Annotated in this window: 14 protein-coding genes; 5 read left to right on the top strand and 9 right to left on the bottom strand. The window is 71.2% G+C overall.

Annotation, left to right across the window (positions count from 1 at the left end; all coding sequences use genetic code 11):
- Positions 1-4: 4 nt before the first annotated feature.
- The gene (locus ACZ7MX_RS21590) at positions 5-2,197 is read right to left on the bottom strand and encodes an SUKH-4 family immunity protein (protein ID WP_472134359.1); all 2,193 of its coding nucleotides are present in this window, start codon (positions 2,195-2,197) and stop codon (positions 5-7) included.
- A 287-nt stretch (positions 2,198-2,484) separates the two neighbouring features.
- On the opposite strand from ACZ7MX_RS21590, the gene ACZ7MX_RS21585 reads away from it, so the two are divergent.
- Positions 2,485-3,468, top strand: coding sequence for a HEAT repeat domain-containing protein (locus ACZ7MX_RS21585; protein ID WP_472134357.1), 984 nt, complete (start codon positions 2,485-2,487; stop codon positions 3,466-3,468).
- Positions 3,469-3,552: 84 nt separating this feature from the next.
- On the opposite strand, the gene ACZ7MX_RS21580 is transcribed toward ACZ7MX_RS21585, so the two are convergent.
- The 4 genes from ACZ7MX_RS21580 to ACZ7MX_RS21565 all read right to left on the bottom strand — a co-directional run bounded on the left by ACZ7MX_RS21580 (position 3,553) and on the right by ACZ7MX_RS21565 (position 13,175).
- Positions 3,553-10,725 (bottom strand): toxin glutamine deamidase domain-containing protein, encoded by a 7,173-nt coding sequence (locus ACZ7MX_RS21580; RefSeq protein WP_472134554.1) that lies wholly within the window; start codon positions 10,723-10,725, stop codon positions 3,553-3,555.
- Positions 10,726-10,895: 170 nt separating this feature from the next.
- On the bottom strand, positions 10,896-11,375 hold the full coding sequence (locus ACZ7MX_RS21575) for a hypothetical protein (RefSeq protein ID WP_472134355.1): 480 nt from the start codon (positions 11,373-11,375) through the stop codon (positions 10,896-10,898).
- A gap of 257 nt (positions 11,376-11,632) precedes the next feature.
- Entirely contained in the window at positions 11,633-12,130 is a 498-nt protein-coding gene (locus ACZ7MX_RS21570; protein ID WP_472134353.1) for a hypothetical protein, read from the bottom strand.
- A gap of 247 nt (positions 12,131-12,377) precedes the next feature.
- Positions 12,378-13,175: a maleylpyruvate isomerase family mycothiol-dependent enzyme gene (locus ACZ7MX_RS21565; protein WP_472134351.1), complete on the bottom strand. Its 798-nt coding sequence runs from the start codon at positions 13,173-13,175 to the stop codon at positions 12,378-12,380.
- 270 nt (positions 13,176-13,445) lie between these two features.
- On the opposite strand from ACZ7MX_RS21565, the gene ACZ7MX_RS21560 reads away from it, so the two are divergent.
- Positions 13,446-14,075 carry a hypothetical protein gene (locus ACZ7MX_RS21560; protein WP_472134349.1) on the top strand — a complete coding sequence of 210 codons (630 nt, stop codon included), beginning with the start codon at positions 13,446-13,448 and terminating at the stop codon, positions 14,073-14,075.
- 129 nt (positions 14,076-14,204) lie between these two features.
- Here ACZ7MX_RS21560 and ACZ7MX_RS21555 read toward each other — a convergent pair whose 3' ends face one another.
- The 3 genes from ACZ7MX_RS21555 to nirB all read right to left on the bottom strand — a co-directional run bounded on the left by ACZ7MX_RS21555 (position 14,205) and on the right by nirB (position 18,404).
- The gene (locus ACZ7MX_RS21555; protein WP_472134347.1) at positions 14,205-15,137 is read right to left on the bottom strand and encodes an oxidoreductase; all 933 of its coding nucleotides are present in this window, start codon (positions 15,135-15,137) and stop codon (positions 14,205-14,207) included.
- Positions 15,138-15,291: 154 nt separating this feature from the next.
- Positions 15,292-15,747 (bottom strand): nitrite reductase small subunit NirD, encoded by a 456-nt coding sequence (gene nirD, locus ACZ7MX_RS21550; RefSeq protein ID WP_472134345.1) that lies wholly within the window; start codon positions 15,745-15,747, stop codon positions 15,292-15,294.
- A gap of 5 nt (positions 15,748-15,752) precedes the next feature.
- Positions 15,753-18,404, bottom strand: coding sequence for a nitrite reductase large subunit NirB (nirB, locus tag ACZ7MX_RS21545; RefSeq protein ID WP_472134343.1), 2,652 nt, complete (start codon positions 18,402-18,404; stop codon positions 15,753-15,755).
- A gap of 182 nt (positions 18,405-18,586) precedes the next feature.
- Here nirB and ACZ7MX_RS21540 point away from each other — a divergent pair, with 182 nt between their 5' ends.
- The 3 genes from ACZ7MX_RS21540 to ACZ7MX_RS21530 all read left to right on the top strand — a co-directional run bounded on the left by ACZ7MX_RS21540 (position 18,587) and on the right by ACZ7MX_RS21530 (position 21,134).
- A complete protein-coding gene (locus tag ACZ7MX_RS21540) occupies positions 18,587-19,027 on the top strand; it encodes a hypothetical protein (RefSeq protein WP_472134341.1) in 441 nt (146 codons plus the stop codon).
- A 104-nt stretch (positions 19,028-19,131) separates the two neighbouring features.
- Positions 19,132-20,397: a sensor histidine kinase gene (locus ACZ7MX_RS21535; RefSeq protein WP_472134339.1), complete on the top strand. Its 1,266-nt coding sequence runs from the start codon at positions 19,132-19,134 to the stop codon at positions 20,395-20,397.
- A gap of 71 nt (positions 20,398-20,468) precedes the next feature.
- On the top strand, positions 20,469-21,134 hold the full coding sequence (locus ACZ7MX_RS21530; protein WP_472134337.1) for a response regulator: 666 nt from the start codon (positions 20,469-20,471) through the stop codon (positions 21,132-21,134).
- Here the strand turns inward: ACZ7MX_RS21530 and ACZ7MX_RS21525 are convergent.
- Entirely contained in the window at positions 21,098-23,200 is a 2,103-nt protein-coding gene (locus ACZ7MX_RS21525; RefSeq protein ID WP_472134336.1) for a glycoside hydrolase, read from the bottom strand. The two genes, ACZ7MX_RS21530 and ACZ7MX_RS21525, sit on opposite strands and share 37 nt — an antisense overlap.
- Positions 23,201-23,226 lie beyond the last annotated feature (26 nt).

Genomic DNA, 23,226 nt, shown 5'->3' with positions numbered 1-23,226 from the left:
TCCCTCACTCGTTGTGGAAGACGTAGGACCAGGCGGGCGCCTCGGCTCCCGTGCTGTCGACGGTTGATTGTGCGATCGCCACGTACTGGGGCAGCAGGACGGCTTCGAGGTCGTTGTGGACGGTCTGCCTGGTGCGCAGACCGGTGACCCAGAGGCCGACCATGGTGAGGAAGCCCTCGACGCTGCACGCGGCGGGGAGGGCTGCGAGGTGATCCTCATCAGGCTCGGTCGGGATGCGGAGGACGTGCCCGGTGGGGCCGTCGACGACGAGTTCGCCACCCATCCAGAAGCCGATCTGGAAGAACGGTCCGGTCTCGTCCGCGGGCGGGACGTCGTCGGGCCAGAAGACCTCTTCCATGACCTCGAAACGGTGATCCCCGTACGGATAGAGGCCCATCCCGCCCTCCCGCAAGTCGGGCAGGCCGAATTCGAGCAGGGTGCGGCGGGCCGCTTCGTCCGTGAGGCCCTCGGGAATCTCTTCTTCCTCCAGTGCGAAGATCTCCTCGTCTCCGTACAGCTCGATGAGGTCCTTCGGCCCGGGCGGAGGGGCGTCCAGCGGCGCAGTGGGCCCCACCATGGCGTAGGGGCCGGACAGGGGCAGGCCATTGTCGGACCCGAATCCGGAGAACTCTTGTCCCTGCCCCGGCTCGATCGCGAAGAGCCCGCCCGAGCCGCCGAGTACCACCAGATCACCGACCCGCAGCGGCGGGCTCTCCAACAAGCTGGGGTGCGGTCCGCGACCTGCGGGGACGCCGTTGTGCAGATCCTGGAAGGTCAGCGGGCCAGGACGTCCCTCGGCGTCGTTCGACGATTCGGCGCCGGCCGGGAGCGGCCATGAGAGGGCGCCCCGATGCCCTTCAGGAATGCCGTCTCCCTGCCAGGGGCCGGCGAGCAACGCACCGGTCTCGGCATCCCAGATCGCGGCGTCCGGCTGCTTGCGCTCACAGAGACCGGCAACGGCCGCTCGGTCCTGCCAGCGCACTTCCGCCAGTGCGGTCAGCGGCATCGCCTTCGTGTAGCTCACGTGATATCCGCCGGGCGGCCGCCAGCGCGTCCACTTCGTCGTCCACGGGAGCTGGACCCCGGATCCGGCAACTCCGACGGCGAATGCCGTGTCCTTCCGGGCGGTTGCCATGAGGTGCATCAGGGCCGCCCAATCGGACTGACGGGACGGGACCATTCCGTAGGACCACAGGTGGATCCCGTCAGCGGCGGCGGAATTTCCCGGGACCCTTCCGCCGAAGGCGCAGCATGCGGCGTCCATAAGGGCAATTGGGGGAATGCTGGCGAGCAACTCGCCGTGGCGGAGCAGCTCTTTCAGCGCATTCGCCTGTACTGCGTGGGCGGCCAGTCCCGTTGCCGCGTACCGGCCTTCGGGACCGTGCGCAGCCCATCCCTCAGGGTGCCGGAATTCGTGTGAGACGCGCCGCAGCCAATCGCAGAGGTGCCGATTGATCCGCGCGACCTCCTCGGGGGCCGTCTTCATCCGCAGTCTCTCCGCCACACCCTCATCAAGGAAGAACACGCCGTTCCGGCCTGCCTGGATGACATCCGGGCGCTCAATCACCAGCTGGGCGAGCGCCGCTCCGGAAACCGGTTCACCGGTCAGCGCACGCGCCAACTCGGCCCAGACACGGATCGGTACTTCGCGCGGCTCGGCCAGCGCCAGGGCCCGCAACTCAGGGGATTCCAGCCGCTCTGACACCACGTTCTCAGGGAGCCGCAGGACAAGGGGAGACCGATGAGGGAGGTCACGCGGAGTGGTGTGGGCCAGCACTGCCACATTTCTACCGGTCATGGCCAACCCGGCCAGCACTCTGGAAATCAAACGGTCGGGTTCAAACGAGTGCCGGGTCCGGCCCGCTCTGTGCGCGTTGGCAATGAGTACCAGGCGCGCTTCGGTGATCTGCCGCAGGGAACTCCGCCAGCGGCTCCGGCTGCCCGGCGCCAGATCAACTCCGAGAGCGAGCAGGACCCTTTCCTGTACCTCCTCCGCGGTGAGCCCCTGGGCGTCGACGAGCACACTCCCCGCGACGCGTCGATGGACCTCCCGCAGAACCGACGTACCGCCCGCACCGGACGGGTCGACCAGAAAAGTCGGGCGGCCGCCGGGGCGCTGCTCCCGCCACCAGGCGCCGATCAGGTCGACGGCTGCGGGAAGCGAGGAGGTTCCGGTGGCGTCTTCGTGATGCGTCATGGCGCGCCCACTGTCCCAGGAAGATGGGCATCCAGCAGCCCGGCTACCCGCCAACCAACTCGAGACGCCTGCTGTCCGGCGAAGGGCACCCGACGGTGCCAAGGCTCCGATTCACTCTTGGCGGATGACCTCGAGCGGGGAACTTCCTGGGCCCGTTGTGTGAAGTCCAGTGACCAATTTCTGCCGGCGCCGAGGATGTACGGCCTTTGAGACTCTGCGGAGCGCGCTGTTAGGCAGCGAAATCGGCTGGTAGTCGACGTGCCGAGGCGTTGGTTAGGGTTCCCGCTATGAACGATGACATCCAGAGGCTTACCCAGCAGCTCTGCGCAGATGATCCTGACGAAAGGGACGCGGCCGAACAGGCATTGTGCGCGCTCGGCGCTCGTGCGGTGCATGACCTGTTGCCCCTGTTGAGGGATCCGGCGGGGCCTGGTCGCATTCGGGCACAGAACTGCCTTGAAACGATCGGATCTGAGGCTGTCCCTGTCCTTCAGAGGATTCGACAGGAGGGCCCAGGCCGACTGCGGCGCCCCGCGCTGGAGGCCCTGGCCAGCCTGACTGGTGGGGAGGGTCTGACCGAACGCGACCTCAAGGCCGTGGACAGACTGGTGCGCATCAAACTCATCGACGAACAACCTGACGACCTGCCAACGGGGCGCTGGCTCGCTGTGCACAACGCCCAACTCCAAGACATCGTCGCAGCCTTGGGCCTCCACGATGCCCGTCCCGCGACCGTCACCATGGGAATTTGTGCTGCTGTGGAGTTTGAGAACTCCATTGAGTTCCAGGGCGCTGATGGGAATGCGGAGCATGCCTACCGCGTGTTCATCACCCCTAGTTTCGATGGTTGGCGTCTCATTTATGGTGATGACTTCATCAACGACCATTGGGCAAACGCCGTAGAGAAGCTGAGTGCACGATGTGGAGAGGCCCACTTCTACCTGGTAGATGACTTTGACGGCGCCAACGTGTGGTGGGTTGCCCAGAACGGATCGGATCGCCGAGGGTATCGAACGTATGGAGATCCTGAATGGGTCGGCGAGCCCATGGATTTCGAGCGCTCGCTGATGGTGGACGAGGACGACCCTCTCTATGATCCTGACGAGCACGCTGATTACGCCGAGGGCGTCACTGACCCGGAAAACGTGGCCTCTTGGATCTCGATTCCTCCCACCACGGTCGGTATCGCCGAGAAGGTGGACCACGGTTGGCTTGCCGTGACGCACCGTGGGGTACCACACGAAAGGTTCAAGGGCGCGCTGCGCATCTGACCCGGTGCCAGGGCACCGAGCCGGCCTCTTGAGTCCGGTACCGAGAAGTAAACCTTGAACCGGACTCAAGAGGCACTGCGCAGGTCAGCTGACTAGCTGCGGGTAGACCTTGTGCCAGGTCTCTTCCAGCGCGTCAACATGCCTTTCCATTTCGCGTACGATCGCATGTTCCTTTTCGGTTCGCTCTTCTTCCTTCAGCTTCTTGTAGTCGCTGTCAATGACCTTCTTGAGCTTTTCTCGGGCGCCGGCGGCGTCTGCATCGGCAAGTTCCTTCAAGTGATTCGCCGTTCGGCCCGAGTTCTCGCCGTATCGTTCGGTGACTCGTCGGGTGACTTCGGCTCTCACTTCTGCGTCGGAGAGGGAGGGAATGGCCTTGATTACGGCACGCTTCTGGGCGTCGAGCGCCTTTCGGGCGGCAACGCCTTCGGGGTCGGTCCGGTATGTCGTGCTGTAGTAGATCGGAATGCCCTTGAGGTGCTTTTTGAGCTCGTTGGAGCACTTGGCGTGCCCCTGGCCCTGACCGCAAGGCTCGCGTTCTGTGTACAGGCTCTGCGCCGTGTACGACTGCCCGGCGGGTAGGCCCTCGTTGCTCCGCTTGAGCCATTCGATCAGGTGCTTTTCCGAGTGGCGACCCGAGACATACTTCTCGCCTGTCGGGACCGACGAGTCGACGATGAATGTGGTTTCCCCGTCAGGACCCTTGACTTCCAGAACGGCGTAGTTTCGGTCTGTGAAGTCAGGGCCGTGCTTCCAGATGTCGTTCGTCTGAGCTTCGTCAGCTTCTGGAATATCCGACAGGTACTTGTCCCCGGAAGCCTTGTGCCCCTTCACGCCCAGTGACCCGTCGGCATTTTTGGCGGCACTGTCCCGTGTGCCTGGAGCCGGTGCCGGCTTGCCTTCTCCGAGGTACGGCTTTTCGATGGGCCGGGGGTTGTTGCCGACGCCGTGCTGTTCATGGAAGGCGAGGCTCAGACGCGCCATCGTAGAAATCACGGCGACTTGTTCGCCGTGCTCCATCTTGTCGAAGCCCGGCAAATACTTGATCAGGTCCTTTTTGTTGAACCTGAGGGGATCACTTCCTGCGTCCTGCTCAGACGGATGGGCATCGCCTGCGGCCGTGCGCAGCGCGTGCGCCAGACTTCCGTCGTCTGCCCACTGGTTGAGGTGGTCATGGACGTTGTCCAGGCGAACCCTGTGTACGGCCTGTTGCGCCCGCAGTGCCTGCTGCAGCGCGTCCGGCTCCAGCCCGTATTCCTTCGACTTCTCGCCCTCGCGCGCGAAGACCGATTTCTCACCCGTCTCCTGCGCCGAGGTGTCACTGTCGCCACGGTCATGAGGATGGCTGTACTGCGACGTCGAAGACGTCTCGTCGACGTCCATCGTGTCCGGGTCCAGCTTGGGCTTTTTGGTGTCGTGACCGTCGTCCCCGTCGACGTCCATGTCGTCGGGGTGTTGGTGTTTTTTGCCGCCGCCGGCGGGTTCGGCGGCGGGACGGCGCGGAGGCTTGGGGCGCGTGTCGCCGGGGCGGTGGTCGTTCGGGGTGGGCGTGGGCGTGGGGGTGGTGGGGCGGCGGTCGGCGTTGAGGGGGATGGCGTGGACGCCGTTGCTGCCGTTGTGGAGGGGTTTGTTGCTGGTTTTGCCGGTTTGGGCGTCGACGTAGGTGATGTTGCCGTGGTGGTTGACGACGTTCCAGGCGTGGGCGCGGCCGTTGTTGTCCTGGGTGACGATGACGGCTTGGGAGCCGTGGCCGTTGTTGCGGAGGTCGTTTTCGAGGCGGTGGAAGGCGTCGGGGCCGTTTCCGTAGTCGTGGAAGGGGGCGCCGAGGGTGTTTTCGATGCGGTTGCGGCCGTTGGTTTCGCCGCGGTCGGAGGGGGTGCCGTCGGGGTGGGTGTCGGGGGTGCGGTGGGCGGCGGCGGTGGGGTTGCCGGCGTAGGTGTCGGCGGTGGCGAGGGCGGCGTCGACGCAGTTGTTGTTGCGGCCGGGGGCGTCGGGGCCGGGGTGGTTGATGGTGCCGACCCAGTTGCTGTTGTGGGGGTCGGGGTGGCGTTGCGGGTCGCCGTTGTCGTCCTTGGGGATGGCGTCCTCGACGTGCTGCTGGTGCTCGTCGGTGGGGCCGTCCAGTCCGCCGGGGCGCTCGCGGTTACGGGTGTCGGAGGCGGCGGGTGGATCGTCGTGGGAGCGGTCGTGGTCGCCCTGGTCGCTGGGGTCGCCCTGCTCGGGGTGGTGAGGCGTCTCGGAGTGGTCGGCCTGGTCAGGCTTGTGGGAATCGTGGGACTGGTCGGCAGGCGCGTGGTCCCGGTCCTGGGAGTTCTCCTCCGGGGTGGGGGAGTGGCCGGCGGTCTCGGGACGTTCTGCGTCCTGGGGCCGCTGGGCGTCGTTGGGTCGGTCGGAATCCGGCGTGGGCGAAGTACCGGCGGTGCTGGGGGCGCCTGCCGGGTGCTGCGGGTTCTGGAAGTTCTGGGGCTGGGGGTAGTGCGGTGCCTGCTGCTGGTACGGGTTGGGCTGCTGCTGCGCGTACGGCTGCGGCTGGTACGGGTTGGGCTGCTGGTTGTAGGGGCCCGGCTGTTGCTGATGCGGCTGCTGCTGGGCGTACGGCTGCTGGTGGGGCTGCTGCGCGTACGGGTTCGGTTGCTGCTGCTGCTGGTGGGGCTGGGCGTACGGGTTCGGCTGCGGGTGCTGCTGGTACGGCCCAGGCTGTTGCTGCGGGGCCGGCTGCTGAGCGTAGGGGCTCTGCTGCTGGTACGGCCCGGGCTGCTGCTGGTGCGGCTGAGGCTGGGCGTACGGGTTCGGCTGCTGCTGGGGCTGCGGCTGCTGGGTGTACGGGTTCGGCTGCTGCTGCTGGTGGGGCTGCGGCTGTTGGTTGTAGGGGCCCGGCTGCTGCTGTGGCTGTTGCTGGGCGTACGGGTGCTGCTGGTACGGGCCGGGCTGCTGCTGGTGCGGCTGCTGTTGCGCGTACGGGTTGGGCTGCTGAGCCTGCGGGCTCGGCTGCTGCTGGTGGGGCTGGTTGTACGGGCCAGGTTGCTGTTGCTGCTGGTGGGGCTGGGCGTACGGGTTCGGCTGCTGCTGCTGGTGGGGCTGAGGCTGGGGGTGCTGCGGCTGCTGTTGCTGCGGGTTCGGGTGTTGCTGCGGCTGCGGCTGCGGCTGCGGCTGTGCCTGCTGCTGGGGATTGGGCTGCGGCTGCTGCGGCTGTTGCTGCTGAGGCTGGGGGTGCTGCGGCTGTTGCTGCGGCTGTGCTTGCTGCTGGGGGTTGGGCTGGGGCTGTTGGTTCTGCGGCTGCGGCTGCTGTTGGGGCTGGGGGGTTTGCTGCTGTTGCTGGTGTGGCTGCTGGGTCTGGGGGGTTTGGTTTTGGTGGGTGGCGGGGTCGAAGGGCTGGCGGTTGGCGTCCAGGACGAGGTGCCAGACGCCGTCGGCGGCGGTGTTGATGGGCTGGTGGCTGACCTCGCCGGTCTGGCTGTCGACCCAGACGACCTTGCCGTTGTGGTTGACGGCGTTGAAGACGTGGGCGCCACCGCCGGAGCCGTCGGGGTTCTTCGGCCAGGTCACGAGGACGGCCGCGGCCGCGCCGGGGCCGGCCTGGCGGAGCTCGTCGGCTATTCGGTCGTAGCCGTCCTTGGAGTTCGGGCCCGAATTGCGGAACTTCGCGCCCGTGTACTCCTCGATGTTGCGGGTGCCCTCACGCTCACCTGAAGCGCGGTCGATGCCGCCCTTGCCGTCCGGGTCGTACGTGCGGACCGCGGACACCTGCGGGTTGCCGTACCAGGACTCCATGAAGGAGCGGGTGCAGTCGGCGCAGTTGTTGGAGCGGCCGAGAACGCTGGGGCCGCCGTCGTTCTGGAGCTGGGCCCAGGGCTGGAAGGGGTCGTTGAACGCGCGCGGGGTCCCGTCCGGGTTCCGCGGGAAGTTCGACTCCAGAGCCTGCTGGTCGTGGGGGAACGGCGAGTACAGGCCGCTGGGCTGGTGGTTGAGGCCGACCCGCACATCGGTGTGGCTGCGGAGGTTCGCGGGCTGGGGGATCGGCGGCTGGTGTTGTTGCTGGGTGGGCTGCTGCTGGTGAGGGGTGGGCTGGGCCTGGTTCTGGTGGTGGGGGGACTGTTGCTGGTGGGGTGCCGGGACCGGCTGTTGGTGGACGAACGGCTGTTGCTGTTGCTGTGGGTGGGGTTGCTGCGGCTGCTGGGTCTGCGGCTGCTGCTGGTTCTGGGGCTGGGGCTGAGGCTGGTTTTGCGGGGTTTGTTGCTGCGGCTGCTGCTGTTGCTGGTTTGGCTGCTGGGCCTGGGGCTGGGGCTGCTGCTGGGGGTTCGGCTGCTGCTGCGGCTGCTGATGGGGGACGTTGGGGGTGGGGGCAGCGGGAGTCTGGGCGCCGGGGGTGGTCGGAGCCTGCGCGGGGGCATCGGTCCGGGGGCGGTCCGAGCGGTTGGGGGCAGGCTGCTGCTGTCCGTCCTGCGGGCGTGACGCGTCGGGACGCGATGCGTCGGGACGTGACGTCTCTGGGCGTGACGCGTCCGGGCGTGTGGCGTCGGGGCGGGTGGCGTCCGGGCGTGCTGAGTCCGGGCGGGGGGTGTCGTTGCGGGGGGTGGGGGCGCCCGGGGTTTCGGGGCGGGTGGGGTCGTCGCGGCGGGGGCCGTCCAGGCGGGGGTTGTGCGGGGGGCGCTCGGGGCTGGGCTGTTGGGTGTGGTCCTGGACGATCTGGGAGCCGTCGGGGCGGCGGTTGGTGCCCGGCGGCGTGGAGGGGGCGTCCTGGCGGGGCCCGTCCAGACGGCTGTCGTGCGGGGGTGGCGTCTGGTCGCGGCGGGGGCCGTCGAGGCGGGGGTTGTAGGCGGGGCGGTCCGGGGCGGGCCGCTGGGTGTGGTCCTGGACCGCCTGGGAACCGTCGGGGCGACGGTTGGTGGGGCGTGCGGAAGCGTTTCCGCCGGTGGGGGAGGGGCTGGTGGGGTTGGTGGACGGAGTGCTGGTGCGGGGCGGGGTGGCGCTGGGCGGGGTGCTGGTGGCGCGGGGTGCGGTGCCGGCCGTCGGGGCACCGCCCTGATGGGGGACTCCGCCCATCATCATCGGGCCGTTGGCCTGGGGGGAGTTGGACGGGGCCTGGGGGGTGGTGGGGCTGCTGGGGGCCGAGTTGGTGGGGTCGGCGGTGTGCTGGGTGGGCGGGGGGAGGGTGGCGGTGCCTGCGGACTGGGTGGTGACGGTGGTGTCGTCGCTGCCGTCCACGGTCGGCATGGGGTCACCGGGGGCCGGGTCGCGCTGCTGGATGGGCTGGCTCGACGGCGCGTGCTGGACCGGGGCGCCCTGCGGGGTGCTGAGGTGCGGTACGGAGGGGCGGCCGCCGGCGCCGCTGCTGGAGTTGTCGCCGTTGGTACCGGAACCGTCGTGGGAGCCGGGGGAGTTGTCGCCGTACGAGGGCGGGTTGCCGGCTACCGCGTCGGTGGCCGGGGAGGGTGCCGCGGGGGTGGGCTGGGTGCCGACGTGGTCGCTGTCCGGGCGGAGTGCGTCGGGCGTGGTGTCCCGGGCGGGCTGGGTGCTGATGCCGTCGGGGTCGGGGCGGGCCGCGTCCGGGGTGGTGTCGTGCGCGGGCTGGGTGCTGATGCCGTCGGGGTCGGGGCGGGCCGCGTCCGGGGTGGTGTCGTGCGCGGGTTGGGTGGTGATGCCGTCGGTGTCCGGGCGCGCGAAGTCGGGCGTGGTGTCCCGGGTGGGGTGAGTGCTGACGCCGTCCGTGTCGGGGCGAGCTGCGTCCGGGGTGTTGTCGTGCGTGGGCTGGGTGCTGACGCCGTCGGTGTTCGGGCGGGACGAGTCCGGGCGGGCCGCGTCCGGGGTGTTGTCGTGCGTCGGCTGGGTGCTGACGCCGTCCGTGTTCGGGCGGGAGGTGTCCGGGCCGCCGTCGGGGGTGTGCGAGGGGGACGAGCCCTGGGAGCTGCTGTCGTTGCCGCCGGCGTAGCCCTCGTCGAAGGGGGAGCGCTGGTCCGGGGGCGGCAGCGGCTGGGCCGGGGGGACGTCGTGCCTGGGCTGCGAGCCGTTCGGGGAGGAGCCGGAGCCGTCGGAGGGCTGGGAGTTGCCGGAGTGAGGGGAGTTGCCCGCGTCACCGGAATGACCAGCATCACCGGAATTGCTGGAGTTACCGGAATTGCCGGAGTTGTTGTCGGAGGTCGGGGTGGTGTCCGACGGGCGGGGGGTGTGGCTGCCGCCGCCATCGCTGGGGCGGTTGCCGTCCGAGCCGCCGTTGCCCGAGTCGTTGGAGGAGGAGTGGCTGCCGGAACCCGCGCCGCTGGAGCTGCTGCCGGCACCCCCCTCGCTGGAGCCGCCGTCGTGCGACCCGCCGGATCCCGACCCGGAGCCGGATCCCGACCCGGAGCCGCTGCCCGACGACGAGCCGCTGCCGGAGCCCGAGCCCGAGCCCGACCCGGAACCCGACCCCGAGCCGGACCCGGAACCCGACCCCGAGCCGCTCCCGGAATCGTTGGAGTGGCTGCCGCTATCACTGCCGCTGTCGCTGCTGCCGTGGTCGCCGTCGCTGCCGTGGCTGTTGCCGTGGCCGGCGGCGGAGTCGAGGCCGCCGCGGGCTCGGTGGCCGGCTCGGTGGCCGGCGCCGTCGCGGAGGCTCTCGCCGAGGGACTCGCCGGTGTTCTTGATCGCGTCGGTGGCGGCGCTCTGGCCCTCCTTGAGGGTCCGGCCGAGGTTGTAGCCGTTCTGCGCGCCGAAGTTCTGGTTGACGGTCTGGGCGATGATGTCCGAGACCATGGCCTCCAGGGCGGAGATCACCGGCTCCTTGGCGGCCTCCAGGATCGCGTCGAGCAGCTGCTTCGCGACCTCCTTGAGGATCTTGCGGACCATCTCGCGGGTGGCCAGGGTCGCCGCCGCGCCGCCGATTTCTGATAGGCCCAGCGTGAAGGGTGCCGCGGCTTGCGCGGCGATGATTTCGGCCGCCAATATCGCCAATTGGACGATGACGGCGATCTTCATGCCGATGACGAGGGCGGCGGCGGCCTCGAAGGTGAAGGCGATGACCTCGGCCGCTTCACGGGCGTCGTTGAAGTAGCCCGAGCTGCCGCCGAACTTGTCCCATGCCTTGCTGAAGCCCTCGATGGAGTCGCCGGCGTTCTGGCTGAGCACGTTCGACGCGGCGGTCGTGCCGGTGGCCTGGTGGCCCTCGACCTCCGAGGCGAACGTACGCCAGACATTGGCGCACTCGATCAGCTTGTCCTCGTCGGCGGTGGGCCAGTTGAAGCCGAGCATCTCGAGGACCCACTCAAGAGCGTTCGGCAGCATCATGGACAAGGTGGAGCTCCCCCGTGAAATGTGCGCATATCGGCGTGGTGCGGATGAGGGCCTCGCGGGGAGGCTCTCGTCAGAAGGGCGTCAGGAAGGCGTCAGCAGGGCGCCGGAACGGCGGGGCCGGCTGGGTGTGCGGTCCGGCCAGGCGGGTGTTCCGGCTGGTGGGCTCAGTTCTTGGCCGGGTACCAGGCAGTTCTGACGACCTCGTCGGGCTGCTGCTGCTTCGTCGGGTCCTGCCAGGCCTGTTTGTTGTCGACGTGCTGCTTTATCAGCGCCTCGTTGAAGTCCTCGTTCTCCGCGTGGTTCTTGGACATATCGGTCAGTGCCTTGCCGATTTCCTGGAGCTTCGCGGAAAGGTGGCCCATCGACTCGTACATGCCGTCACGTACGCCCTCGTAGGCCACGCCGAACTTCTCGCCGAGGTCGTCGTCACCCCACGGCGGAGCGCCGTCCTTGCTGTCGAAGGTCGTCAGTCCGCTCATGAACTGCTGGCCGAACGACTTTTCCTCCGGCTTGGGCGCATTCGAGGGGTCGGCCGGCGGGCCCGCACCCAGCGCACTCAGGCCGTTCATCAGCCGCGCCACGGACTGGTAGAAGTCCTCACCGAGCTTGGTGAAGTTCGTGCCCTCGGACTTGAGGGACTCCACATCGGTCTGAAAACCGCCTGCCCCGGCCACAACGCCCCCCGCGTTCGTAATGGTTACCCAATGAGATATTCAAGGTAAAGCTTAACTGCCGCCACTGACATGCCGACAGGTGCTGACGGTCCAGCCCTGTTCTGGCCTTGTCCCGGCCGTGGCCCGGTCCTGTCCTGCCCCGGTCCTGTCCTGCTCCTGTCCTGGCCCGGTCCAGGCCGTGGCCTGGTTCTCTCTTGGCCCGGTCCCGTGCCGGTCGCGCGTCAGGCCTAGGCGGACGGGCGGTAGATGCGGTGGTAGAGCTTCTCGGCCGCGGCCGGCGGGAAGTTGGGCAGGAAGGTCACATCGCCGTTCTCCTTGTTGATGACGATGTTGCTGCCACCGGGTGAGGCGGGTGGGGCGGTGGGGTCCTCGGGGAGGGGCCAGCCGGCGTAGATGAGGTAGCCGAGGTCGAATTCGTGGACGTGCAGGCTGGCAGGACCGTTGGGCGAGCCGACCTCGGGGAAGTGCTGGCGGCCGATTTCGAGCGCCTCGTCCGCATTCGCCGGGACGGGCCGCGGCCCCTCGTCCGCCGCCTGCGGGGGCAGCGGCGGAGGCGTGGGCGGCAGCGACGCGTTGCTCCCCGTCAGTCCGTTCCCTGCCGGGGTGCCACCCGCCGGGGTGCCGTCTGCCGGGGTGCCACCTGCCGGGTTGCCGCCCGCCGGGCCGCCGCTGGCCGTCGGGCCGCCTGCCGTCGGGTCGCTTCCCGTCTGATCGGAATCGGTCATGTGGCTGTCTCCTCGGCGCTGATCCTGTCGGTGATGGTCAACTTAACTCACGCGCTGAAGGCTTGATTGGTTCGCCCGGGGTCGTGACCGTCCGCCGGTTGCCCGGGGTGTCCGCTGCGCGGATGCCGAACGGAGACCCCTCGGAAGGCCCCTCGGAAGGCCCTCGGAAGCCCCCTCGCAGGCCCCTCGCAGGCCCCTCGGAGGGGCACCAGAGGGGCAAGGGAAGCTCAACAAGTTCAACGGATGCTCACTCGAAGTTGACCAGAGACAGCCAGAACTCCAGCAGGTCCGCATCGCCGGTGACGGTGAAGCCCTCCTGGTCGAAGGACCGGCGGCCGTAGATGAGGAGCAGGAGGTCGGTGAGCGGGGCGCTGACGGAGACGGCGGCCGGCTCCTTGGCGCGTCGCCAGGCCAGGGCGTCGCCGGTGAGGTCGACGAGCCAGTCGGCGGCGGCCTCCGGCGGGGTGTCCGTGGCGTGGAAGTGGAGCGTGCGGCCGGGGGCAAGGAGGGCGCGCCGGTCGGGGTGGTAGTCGAACATCTCGGGCAGTGAGCCGAGTTCCATCCACTCGTCGAGGGCGTCGAGGGCGACCGGCTGGGTGACGGAGAAGTCGGTGTTCAGGGCGAGGGTGGCGTCGGCCCGGTGGATGACCGTCTCGTGGCACATACGGCGCGCGAAGAAGCGAGGGCTCCCGGAGGGCAGCGGGGTCCAGATCCTGGCGTCGGGGCCGGCGGTGCGGAGTGTCGCGGCGAGCAGCTCCGCACCGTCGATGAGCCAGCCGGCGAGGGCGGCGGGCGGCTCGGTGGTGTCCCGGGAGAGGACGCGCAGGGCGGTGTCGGGCGGCGGTGCGGTGGCCCGGGTCCGTACGACCTCCGCGACCCAGCGGTGGGCCTCGCCCAGGTGGCGGACCAGCTGGGCGAGGTTCCAGTCCGGGCAGGACGGTACGAGGGGGCTGAGGTCCGTGTCCTCCGTGAGGGCGGAGCCCAGCAGGAGGGACTGGGTGACGATTTCGGTGCAGTGGCTGTCGTAATCCATGGCTGGAGGCATGACGTCACCGTAGGCGGCATTACTGGCTACGCCCGGCTACGACGTCACCGGGGCGGTGGGTCCTGGCGGTGCTCCGACACGCCACCGTTCGTCAGCCCTGAAGCGGGCACATGCGGGCACATGCCGCACGGCCGGATCCCGCGCCTCCCATGTCCGCTTTCCGGCGCCCGTGTCAACGCCACGTCATCGGCGCGTCAAGGTTGGGAGCGGCCGCATCAGTGCCCTGTAAACGCCTGGGGAGGGCCCGGTGCACCGCCCTAGCGTCGAGGCATGGGACGGCGACGGGGCCTGGGGCCCGGCTTCACGAAGGACGGGGACGGCGGGGGCGACGACGGAGGACGACGGGTCGTGTGGCGGCTGCCGGCCGCCCGGTCGGCGGTCCCCCCGCCGTTGCCCGCGAACGGCACCGTTCACGACCGGACCTGGCTGCCCGAGGTGCGCGCCACGCTCTGCTGCACGGCCGGGCTGCTCGTCGTCATGCTGCTGGTCGACCTCGCCAACGGGACGCTCACGCCGTGGCGCGCCGGGTGCTGGGTGGCCGTGGCGCTGGTGCTGTTCGCGGTCCTCTTCCCGCCACGGGTGACGGCCGGGGACGGCTGGCTGAGGTCCCGTGGGCTGGTGCGCGGGCACCGGGTCGAGACCGACCGGCTCGTCGTCGTGCGGCGTACCGACGGGATGGCGCCGCGGCTGGTGCTCCGCGACGCCCGCGGCGGCCGGGTCGAGCTGGATCCCAAGGTCCTCAGCGCCAACCCCGTGCTGTGGCACCGTCTCGACCAGGGCGTCCGCCGGTCCCGTGAGCGCGGACTGCTGCGCTGCGGCGCGGCGACGCTCCAGGTGCTGGCGGACCGGATCGATCAGGACGGCGCACGGGCGGTGTTCGAGGCGTCCGGACTGGAGTGAGCGCTCAGTCGGTCGGCAGGGGCCGGGCTGGAGTGAGTGCTCAGCCGGTCCACACGGGTGGACCGGACCGAGTGCTCAACTGGTCGACGCGGTCGGGGGAGTGGGCCGGAGTGGGCGCTCAGTCGCTGCTCAGGACCCGCTGAAGTCGTAGTGCACACCGGTCAGTTGCTCCGAGGCGGTCCAGAGGCGCTCGCCGTTCGCGTCCTTCTTCGTCCAGGGGGCGCGGAAGGACTGCGCCGGGGCGCCGCGCAGCCCGTTGCGCGGGCCGACGAAGGAATCCGGCCGCATGTGCGGGGCGGTGGCCGCGCAGAGGGTGCCCAGCGCGCCGCCCTCCGCGGGCTGGGCGATCAGGCGGTTGCCCAGCTCGATGACCCGTTCCGCCGCGTTGCGGCCTTCCATCCGGGCGCCCGCGGTCTGCAGGTTGGTGGCCGCGTAGCCGGGGTGCGAGGCGGCCGCGACGAGCGGCGAACCGGCCGCCGCGAGCCGCCGGGTCAGCTCGTGGACGAAGAGCAGATTGGCGCTCTTGGAGCGGCCGTAGGCGATCCAACGCCCGTACGAGCGCTCGCTGTTGAGGTCGTCGTAGTCCAGGTCGGCGAGCGCGTGCAGCATGCTGGAGACGGACACGATGCGGGCTCCCGGGGTGGCCAGCAGCCGGGGCAGCAGCAGTCCGGTGAGCGCGAAGTGGCCGAGGTGGTTGGTGCCGAACTGCATCTCGAAGCCGTCGGCGGTGGTGCGGTACGGCAGTGCCATCACGCCCGCGTTGTTGATGAGCAGGTCGAGGCGGTCGCTGGTGACGTCGTCGAGGGTGGCCGCGAAGTCCCGTACGGAGGTCAGGTCGGCGAGGTCGAGCGGCCGGAACTCGGCCTCGGCGGTGGGGACTTCGGCGCGCAGCCGGTCCAGGGCCGCCTTGCCGCGCGAGGCGTCGCGGCAGGCCAGCACCACGCGGGCACCGCGCCGTGCCAGTTCGCGCGCGGTGATGTAGCCGATGCCGCTGTTTGCGCCCGTGACCACCGCCGAGCGGCCGGTCTGGTCGGGGATGTGGCTGGTGTTCCACCGGGTCACGCCTGCACTCCTCCCTAGGGGGCCGGCGGCCGGGGGCGTGGGGCCAGCGGCCGACGAGCCGACGGATCATCCACCCTACGCCCGAGTAGCCTGACCCGCGGCGGCGGGCCCGGGGCCGCCCGCGCGGGGCTCCCCGGGCCGCAGCGAAGCGCGGTCAGTCGTCGCCTTGCCCCCGCTCCTGCGCCCGCACCCGCACCCCGTACACCGGGACCGACGCCGACGGATCGTCGAGGCAGCCGCCCGACTCCAGGTCGAAGCGCTGCTTGAGCAGGGGCGAGGCCACGAACGGGCGGCCGTCGAGGCTGCCGGTCAGACCGCGGGAGAGGACCTGGGCGCCGGTGAACGGGTCGCGGTTGCCGATCGCGTACGGCCGGCCGGCCCGGTCCGCGAAGAGCGCGGCCTGGCTGCCGTCCGGGAGGAGGGCGGCCACTCCGCGCCCCGGAGTGAGGTCCTCCGGCGCGCAGACCGGGAGCCAGCCGCCCTCCGGGCAGCGGATCTCGACGAGGGCGGCCGCCGTCCCGTCGGACGTGCCGGTGGCGGTACCGGTGGCCGTGCCGACGGTGGCTTCCGGCGGAACGGGAGCTGCTTCGGACGAAACGGTGGTGGTCATCAGGCTCATCGGGCAGAGGTCCCTTCCAGAGTGCGAACGGGCAGGGTCGGTCCGGCCAGCAGCGTCAGATCCGGCTTGACCTGGTCGCGCTCCGGGACGAAGCGGACCGACGGGTCCGGCGCGCCGGGCGCGTTGACGAACGAGACGAACCGGCCGAGCCGTTCGGGGTCGGCGAGGGTCTCGGCCCATTCGTCGCGGTAGTGGGAGACATGGGCGGCCATCAGCGCCTCCAGTTCGTCGCACAGCCCGAGGGAGTCGTGCACGACGACGTCGCGTACGTGGTCGAGGCCGCCCTCGATCCGCTCCAGCCAGGCGGAGGTGCGCTCCAGACGGTCGGCGGTGCGGATGTAGAACATCAGGAAGCGGTCGATCAGCCGGATCAGCTCCGCGTCGCTCAGGTCCTGGGCGAGCAGATCGGCGTGGCGCGGGGTGGCACCGCCGTTCCCGCCGACGTAGAGGTTCCAGCCGCCGGCGGTGGCGATCACGCCGAAGTCCTTGCCGCGGGCCTCCGCGCACTCCCGTGCGCACCCGGAGACCGCGGACTTCAGCTTGTGCGGTGCGCGCAGCCCCCGGTAGCGCAGCTCCAGATCGATCGCCATCCGGACGGAGTCCTGCACGCCGTAGCGGCACCAGGTCTCGCCGACGCACGACTTCACGGTGCGCAGCGCCTTGCCGTACGCGTGGCCCGACTCGAAACCGGCATCCACCAGGCGCGCCCAGATGGCCGGCAGCTGGTCGACCCGGGCGCCGAAGAGGTCGATCCGCTGGCCGCCGGTGATCTTCGTGTAGAGGCCGAAGTCGCGCGCCACCTCACCGATGACGATGAGCTTCTCCGGGGTGATCTCACCGCCCGGGATCCGCGGCACGATCGAGTAGGAGCCGTTCCGCTGGAGGTTGGCGAGGAAGTGGTCGTTGGTGTCCTGGAGCGCCGCCTGCTCACCGCCCAGTACGTAGCCGTCGGCGCCGACCGCCGGGGCGAGCGAGGCCAGCACCGAACCGACCGCGGGCTTGCAGATCTCGCAGCCCTCGCCGCCGCGCGCCTCCTGGCGGCCGTACGCGTCCAGCAGCTCGGCGTACGAGGTGATCCGGCGGACCCGGACGATCTCGTAGAGCTCGGCGCGGGTGTGGGGGAAGCAGCCGCACAGGCCCTGGTCCTCGGACTGCGGCAGCAGCTGGCCGATCAGCTTCACACAACTGCCGCACCCGGTACCGGCCTTGGTGCACTGCTTGACCTCGGGCAGCGTGGCGCACGCCTGGATGGCGTCCTTGGTGACGTTGTGGCAACTACAGATCACCGCGTCGCCGGGCAGCGCGTCCGGGCCCAGTGCGGCGCCGCCGCCCTCCGCGAGCCCGGCCGGCAGCACCAGCTGCTCGGGCGCCACCGGGGGCACCGTGCCGGTCAGCGGACGCAGCGTGCCGTACGCGTCGGCGTCGCCGACCAGCACCCCGCCCAGCAGCGCGCCGTCGGCGCCGATCACCAGCTTCTTGTAGACGCCGCTGCGGGCGTCGGAGTAGACCACGTCGAGACAGCCGTCGGCGGCGCCGTGCGCGTCACCGAAGGAGGCCACGTCCACGCCGAGCAGCTTCAGCTTGGTGGACAGGTCCGCGCCGGTGAAGCCGGGGCGCTCCCCGGCGGGCTCCGTCGGCCCGTCGGCGAGGGCGGCGGCCTCGGCCAGGCGCCCGGCGAGGTCGGCGGCCGCCACCCGGGCCATGTCGTAGCCCGGCGCGACCAGCCCGTAGACCCGGCCGTCGACGGCCAGCGCGCACTCGCCGATGGCGTAGACGGCGGGGTCCTCGGTGCGGCACTGCGCGTCGATGACGATGCCGCCGCGCTCCCCGACGGGCAGCCCGCAGTCCCGGGCGAGCTGGTCGCGCGGGCGGACGCCGGCCGAGAAGACGACCAGGTCGGTGTCGATGCGGGAGTCGTCCGACAGGCCCATGGCGGTCACCGCCCCGGCCCCGTCCGCGACGATCTCCTTGCCGCCGACGCCGGTGTGGACCGTGAGGCCCATCTCCTCGACGGTACGGCGCAGCGCGCGGCCGCCGCCCTCGTCGACCTGGAGCGCCATCAGCCGCGGCGCGAACTCCACGATGTGGGTGCGCAGTCCGAGCCCCTTGAGCGCACCGGCCGCCTCCAGGCCGAGCAGTCCGCCGCCGACCACCACACCGGTGCGCGCGTTCTTGGCGTACTCCTCGATGGCCAGCAGGTCGTCGAGGGTCCGGTAGACGAAGCAGCCCGCACTGTCCTTGCCGGGCACCGGCGGGACGAACGGGTACGACCCGGTGGCCAGCACCAGGGCGTCGTAGCGCACGGTCCGCCCCGAGCGGGCGGTGACCGTGCGGGCGGCCCGGTCGACGGCGGTGGCCGGGTCGCCGAGGAGCAGTTCGATGCCGTGCCGGGCCAGGAAGTCGGGATCGGTCAGGCTCAGATCGTCCGCGCTGCGGCCGGCGAAGTACGAGGTCAGCTGGACCCGGTCGTAGGCCGGGCGGGTCTCCTCGCACAGGACGACCACCCGCGCCCGTGCGGTGACGCCGCGGTCGGCGAGCTCTTCCAGGAAGCGCTGGCCGACCATGCCGTGGCCTACCAGGGCGATGGTGGGGGCGGTGTCCGGTGAGGTGGCCGGTGCGGTGTCCGGGAGCGAGGGAGTGGAGGTCATGGTCGTCAGCCTGCGGGGCCGCTGTTACCCGCCGGCATCTGGTCTGTTTCCCGGGCGGAACGCCTGCCTCAGTGCGGGGGTGGCGGGCGTGTGAGGCACGGTCCCGGTTCTCGCACCGGGGTTGCGGCCCGGTGAGTACCCCTACTCATGCCGCCCTCGGGTCCGCCCGCCATCATGGGCGCATGAAGATACCGGGGACACCCACGGCGGCCGCCGCCGTGCTGCCCGTGGCCTTACCGGTCGCGGTGTGGGGGCTGCTGGGGCAGGACGACTACCAGGGCGTACCGCCGTCCCGGCTGGACTATTTCGTCCGGCCGCCGGAGCTGCCGCCGGGCCTGGACACCGCGCTGGGCGTGCTGGCCCTGACGGCCGTGGTGGTGAGCGCGGTGACGCTGGCCCGCGCCACCTGCCACCACGTCTTCGACCGGCGCTGGTGGCAGGTGCTGTCCCCGCTGCTGGCGGCCGGGCTGCTGGCCGGCTGGGGGTGGCGGGTGCTGACCGCCGGGACCATCGGCGCGAACATCGGGGCGGGCGTGGTCCTGATGGCCTTCGGCCCGGTGGTGGCCGCGCTGGTGCTGGCCGCCGCCGGCCGCGGGATCTGGCTCGCCCGCCACTCCGCTTGAGTACGGCCCTGCCGGGTGCCGCAGGCTCCACGGGCCCCGCGCCCCGGGGCCGTCCCCTGCGCACCGTCCTCACCGCGCCCTTCACCCCCCGCAGCCTGGCGGCCGTGGCCCACGCCCTGCTCGCCGCGCCCCTCGCGCTGTGCGGACTGGTCCTGGTGCCCGGCGGGCTGGCGCTGGGCGCGGTGCTGTCGTGGACCGCCCTCGGGCCCTGGCTGCTGGCGCTGACCGTACGCGGCGCCCTCGGCCTCGGGCGCATCCAACTGGCCCTTGCGCGGCGCCTGTTGGGGGTGGCCATCGAGCCGGCGGGGCGTCGCGCCGCGCGTGGGGCGTTCGGCTGGCGGCGCGCGCTGCTCGGCGACCCGGCCGGCTGGCGGGCCGTCGCCGCCGCGCTGCTCGCCCCCTTCACCGCCCTGCTGCCGCTGCTCACCGTCCTGGTCGGCTACGTCTACGGGCTGCTGGCGCTCGCCCACCCCGTCCTGCGCCGCTGGAACTATTCCACCCTGCGCGGCGCGGACGGCTCGGTGCGCCGGGTGTCGCTGCAGATCCACGGCGTCGAGTTCGACAGCTGGCCGCGCTGGACCGTGGTGGTCGCCGCCGGTGCGCTGCTCGTGCTGCTCGCGCCCTGGCTGGTGCGCCGGGCGGGCGCCCCGCACCGCCTGCTGCTGCGCGCCCTGCTGGGGCCGAGCGCCGCGGAGGCCCGTATCCGCACCCTGGAGGAGACCCGCGCGCACGCCGTCGACGACGCCGTGGCCACCCTCCGCCGCATCGAACGCGATCTCCACGACGGCACCCAGGCCCGGCTCGTCGGCCTGGGCATGCACCTGACCCTCATCCGCGAACTGATCACCCAGGACGCCGACCGGGACCGGCTGCTCACCGTGGTGGAGACGGCCCGGAGCAACGCCACCCAGGCCGTCACCGATCTGCGCCACCTCGTACGGGGCATCCACCCGCCCGCGCTCGACCAGGGCCTTGCGACCGCCCTGGCCACCCTCACCGCGGACACCCCGCTGCCGGTCGCCCTGCACACCGCCCTCGGCCCGCGCCCCTCCCCGGCCCTGGAATCCCTCGCCTACTTCTGCGCGGCCGAACTGCTCGCCAACGCCGTCAAACACAGCGGCGCCTCCCGGGTGACGGTCGAGGCGCGGCACGAGCCCGCGGACGCCGGGCCGGAGGGCGCGGCCCTCCTGCTGGCCGTACGGGACGACGGGTGCGGCGGTGCGGTGGTCGGCGCGGGCACCGGCCTGACCGGGCTGCTGGGCCGGATCCGTACCGTCGACGGCACGCTGACCTGCGACAGCCCGCCCGGTGGCCCTACGGTGATCACCGTCCGCCTTCCCTACCCGGCAACCGGCCGGGCACCCACGTGAAGGGCGCCCGCGGGAGGGCGGACGGGGCAGACACGACGACCAACGACCCGAACGACCATGACGGGGTACCCATGCGCATCGTCATAGCCGAGGACTCCGCGATCCTGCGCGAGGGCCTGGTCCAGCTGCTGGAGCTGCGCGGGGTGACCGTCGCGGCCGCCGTCGCGGACGCCGAGGCGCTGCTCGCGGCGGTCGCCGCGCACCGCCCGGACGCCGCCGTGGTGGACATCCGCCTGCCGCCCGGCCATACGGACGAGGGCCTGCGGGCGGCGGTGCAGCTCCGCCGCGACCACCCCGGTACCGGCGTGCTGATCTTCTCCCAGTACGTGGAGACCGCCTACGCCGACCGGCTGTTCGGCGCGGGCTTCGCCGGCGTCGGCTACCTCCTCAAGGAACGGGTGATGGACATCGGCGAGTTCGTGGCCGCGCTGGAACGGGTGGCGGCCGGCGGCACCGCGCTCGACCCGGACGTGGTGTCCCAGCTGTTCGGCGCGAGCCGCCGGTCCCGGGCGCTGGACGCGCTGACCCCGCGCGAGCACGAGGTGCTGGCCCTGATGGCGCAGGGCCGCACCAACCAGTCCATCGCCACCGCCCTGACCGTCTCCGAGCGGGCGGTGGAGAAGCACGTCGCCCATGTTTTCGCCAAGCTCGGCCTCCCGCCCTCGGAGACGGACCACCGCCGGGTGCTCGCGGTGCTGCGTTACCTGGAGGCCGCGGGCCCCGCCGGCGTGAGCTGAGCCGGGCACAGCCGGCGCGGCTGCGCGTCGGTGCGCAGCCGGGCGTCGACGCAGCCGCCCGGCAGCCCGTCGTGGGCCGTGCGGCCGAAGTTGGCGGTGACGGTCAGGGTGCCGTTGCCGAAGACCGTGCGCTGGACGGTGCGGTCGCCGGTCAGCCACCGGAAGGACGTCATCCGCTCGGTCCCCGCGGCCCGGTGCAACGGCGCGAAGTACCGCTGGAGAGCGGCGAGTTCACGCCCGTGCTCGGCCAGCGAGGGCCCGTCCAGTACGTAGTTCAGCGGCGTGTTGTAGAGCATCGCCAGCAGCGCCCGGGTGGTCTTCTGCGCCGGCAGCTTCTCGTACGACAGCTCCCAGCGTTCGGCGTTGACCAACGAGCCGTGCAGCGCGGTCTCGTACAGCGGCACCCGGTACTTCGGGTCGTACATCGCCTTCGCCACCTCGGCCGGCAGCCGCACCGGCTTGAAGAACGCCTTCGGCGCGTTCTGCGGGTAGTAGCCGCCCCAGGACGGCTTGTCGCGCTCCAGCTTCCACAGGCCGTCGGCGACCGGCGTGCCCGAGCCGTGGTCGTATGCCAGCACCTCGTTGGCCCACGGCTGGGCCGACTCGGAGCCCAGCACGAAGTCCCGGGACAGGCGCCGCATCCGGGCCAGCCGGTCGGCCCGGTCGCCCGCCTTCGTCATCTCGTGTCCCGCGGCGTGGTCCCGGAAGACCTCCCCGGTCGCGTCGACGTCGAGGAAGTAGCTGTCCGCCCCGTTGGCGGTCATCGTGCGCGTACGGTCGGCCAGATAGTGCTTCGTCGGCTCGGCCTTCTCGAAGGCGCGCGAGCTGAGGTAGCAGCCGCGGCCGCCGAAGCCGGTCTCCGGGGTGCCGTCCGCCTTTCGTATACAGAAGTCGGGATACACCCGGTCCGGCCAGGCCGAGGTGGGACTGTCGGCGGTCTTCGGGTCCTGCCCGTTGGCGAACGAGTCGTACGGGCCGACGAGATAGCCCGCCTTCTTGGCGGCCCGCACCGCCGCGGCATCCATCGCGCCGGGGCCGGAGTCGTACCCGAGCCACATCCGCCCCACCCCCAACCGCTGGAGCTTCTCGACGCCGGCGGCGGTCCGCGCCTCCCCCCACACATACGCGTGGAAGGCTCCGAGCAGCTTGGCGGTGGCCGGGTTCCGCCGGATCTTCCGCCCCAGACTGCCGAGCTGCCCGCGCTGGGCCAGGTACGCGCGGTAGTCGTTCGCCGGCGCGACCGGATCGCCGTCGGTGAGCGCGAACGACACGTCGTACTCCCGGGTCCCTTCCCCACCGTCGAACGCATGGACGGCGGTACTCCGCAACCGCCCGCCTACGGAAGCGAACCGCAACGACGTCCCGATGTCCGTCGGCACGAGATAACTCACCCCGTGTCCCTGCCCGTCGCCCTTGCCGCCACCACTACGGCCGCGGGAGCCGTCCAGTGCATACCCCCACAGCGGCAACGCCAGCTCCGCCCCCACATCGACGCTGCTCCCGGCCAGCCCGCCCTTCTCCGACTCCCCGTTCCAGAAGGCGTCCCGCACGGGAATGTCCAGCCCTTCCCCGCGCGGCAGTTGGACGGACGAGGCGGCCCGGTCCGTCCCGGTCACCGGCCAGCTGACCGACCCGTCCCGCTCCGCCCGCAGCCGGATCCGCAGCCGCCCGTGCTCCACGCCGGCCGTCACCGCCAGCCCCTTCGCGGGATAACTCCAGCGCGCCCCGTCCGCCGTACGCGTCACCGCCCCCGGCTTCCCGAGCCCGCCCCCGGCCGCCGCGGCTGCCTCGGACAACACCATCCGCCGCCCGTCCCCGGCCCGCGCAGTCACCGCGAGCGTCCCGGTGTCCACGACGGCGGTACCACCCGCCACGGGCAGCTCCAGCTTGCTCCCGTGCAGCGTCCCGGCGGCGGCCCGGTCACATCCGGTCACACCGAGCGCGGTCGAGGCGAGAGCGAGGGAGGCGGCGAGGACGCGAGTCGTCCGGGCCCGGGAGAGACGACGGCGACGCGGGCCGCCCGTGGGGGAGTTGACGCCCCGGGGGATCGTGAATGATGAGGTCATGCCCCCTGGATAGTGAGGGCTTTTAA

Source organism: Streptomyces sp. NPDC107765 (genome assembly GCF_055657085.1).
This window is presented reverse-complemented; position numbering and strand designations above follow the sequence as displayed.